Annotated in this window: 2 protein-coding genes and 1 pseudogene; 2 read left to right on the top strand and 1 reads right to left on the bottom strand. The window is 59.2% G+C overall.

Annotation, left to right across the window (positions count from 1 at the left end; translation table 11 throughout):
• Nucleotides 1-318 precede the first annotated feature (318 nt).
• Entirely contained in the window at nucleotides 319-513 is a 195-nt protein-coding gene (locus BraRD5C2_RS33610; RefSeq protein WP_223975721.1) for a hypothetical protein, read from the top strand.
• 222 nt (nucleotides 514-735) lie between these two features.
• On the opposite strand, the pseudogene BraRD5C2_RS33605 reads toward BraRD5C2_RS33610, so the two are convergent.
• Nucleotides 736-858: pseudogene (locus BraRD5C2_RS33605) on the bottom strand (plasmid stabilization protein); the annotation flags it as partial.
• A 196-nt stretch (nucleotides 859-1,054) separates the two neighbouring features.
• Here BraRD5C2_RS33605 and BraRD5C2_RS33600 point away from each other — a divergent pair.
• A complete protein-coding gene (locus BraRD5C2_RS33600) occupies nucleotides 1,055-1,615 on the top strand; it encodes a type 1 glutamine amidotransferase domain-containing protein (RefSeq protein ID WP_223975720.1) in 561 nt (186 codons plus the stop codon).
• Nucleotides 1,616-1,649 lie beyond the last annotated feature (34 nt).

Below are 1,649 nucleotides of genomic sequence, written 5' to 3'. Positions count from 1 at the left end.
GAACCCAAGTTCTTTGCCGACGTCGAGTACCGCGACATCACGTCCGAAGGTCTACTTCGAGCCAGCTCGTTCAAGGGGCTGTCCAGGAAGTAGCTTGGGGCTTTCAACCCACATCGGGGTATCAGCCTTTGGGTCCAGACCATCGCAGGAAATACAACGTAAGTCGGTCCGCTGGTCGAGTGACATGACGGCCTTGAGCGGTTTGCCGCAGCGCTGGCATCTGGTGAGGTCCATGGTCTTTTCTCGTTTCCCCCATAACCAGCCGAAGGTACAAAAAGTTCCTGCGCGGCGTTGTGGGATTTTCTAGGGAGGATTTGAATGGAGGTTGTGGTTGAGCGGGTTGTTCGTACCTACGGCATGATGGTCACGCTGGCGCCGAACGAAGAGGAAGAAGTCAGGCAGCGAGTTATGAAATTCGTCGAGGGACAGGCGGGCGATGACAACACGATCGCGGTCGAGGCAATCAAATTCCTCAGAGGGTCGAAGCCGTCCCGCAGGCGCCGGCCGAAGTGATCAATCCGATCTGTCCGATTTGCGACGGCCTCGGCAGGGTGTGTGAAAACCATCCTCATCTCGTCTGCACGGATGAGGTCAGAGGGTGTCAGTGCGGCGCAGGGATGCCGTGTGAGTGCCAGCGGTCGGGCGATGTTGATGTCGGGATTGAAGAGCCGAAAACCAGCTCGATAATCGACGTCGTCGAACGCATATAGTGGCTCGATAGTTCGGACTGTGGAGAACGGTAGCCCAAGCGCGCCTCTCCGCTTCGCTTTCCGTCAATCCGCGCTGCTCGTACCCTTCCTCGATATGCCGAGCCATCCTCTCTTGCTTGCCGGTATAACTCGATTTATTCGCCGCGGGGCATGGAACCCTCCTCTACGCGAAGTACGATAAATCCGAAATCCGGAGCGATGTTCCACATCGGCGCGACCGGCCTTTCTTCCCGAGGCGCCAGAGCCGTGGTGATCCCAGGCAGGCGCTGCAGACTTCGGTCGGGGCAGGAACAAACCCAGCGCGGTCCGCTTAGTAGGCAAAACGCCAAGATAAGGATTCGACCATGGATTTGAACGGAAAAAAGATCGCAATTTTGGCCGCCAACGGCTTCGAGCAGGCCGAGCTCGAGGTGCCGCGGGATCGCCTGACGAAAGTTGGCGCGACCGTCCACGTTGTTTCGCTCGCGGCCGGCGAGATAAAGGGGTGGGACAAGAAGGATTGGGGCCGATCCGTGAAGGTCGACAAGACACTCGACGAAGCGGCGGCCGCCGACTACGACGCGGTCGTCCTGCCGGGCGGCCAGATCAATCCGGACCTGCTGCGGGTCGAGCCCAAGGCACTGAAGTTCATCAAGGACATCTTCGATGCGAAGAAGGTCGTCGCCGCCGTCTGCCACGCTCCGTGGCTCCTGATCGAGACAGGCATCGCCAAGGGGCGCAGGATGACGTCGTTCAAGTCGATCAAGACGGACGTCGCGAACGCCGGCGCCAAGTGGGAGGATGCGGAAGTCGTGGTCGATCAGGGAGTGATCACGTCACGAAATCCAGGAGACTTGGAAGCCTTCAGCGCCAAGATCATCGAAGAGGTCAAGGAAGGCCGTCACTCCCAGCGCAGCGCGGCCTGACCGATGAAGAGCCAAAAAATAGCCGACGACGCGG

Origin of the sequence: Bradyrhizobium sp. RD5-C2, assembly GCF_019972155.1 — a bacterium.
GTDB lineage: Bacteria > Pseudomonadota > Alphaproteobacteria > Rhizobiales > Xanthobacteraceae > Bradyrhizobium.
This window is presented reverse-complemented; position numbering and strand designations above follow the sequence as displayed.

Excerpts from the sequence above, each read along its gene's own strand:
- BraRD5C2_RS33610 (WP_223975721.1), top strand. The coding sequence starts at position 319 with ATGGAGGTTGTGGTTGAGCGGGTTGTTCGTACCTACGGCATGATGGTC.
- BraRD5C2_RS33600 (WP_223975720.1), top strand. The coding sequence starts at position 1,055 with ATGGATTTGAACGGAAAAAAGATCGCAATTTTGGCCGCCAACGGCTTC.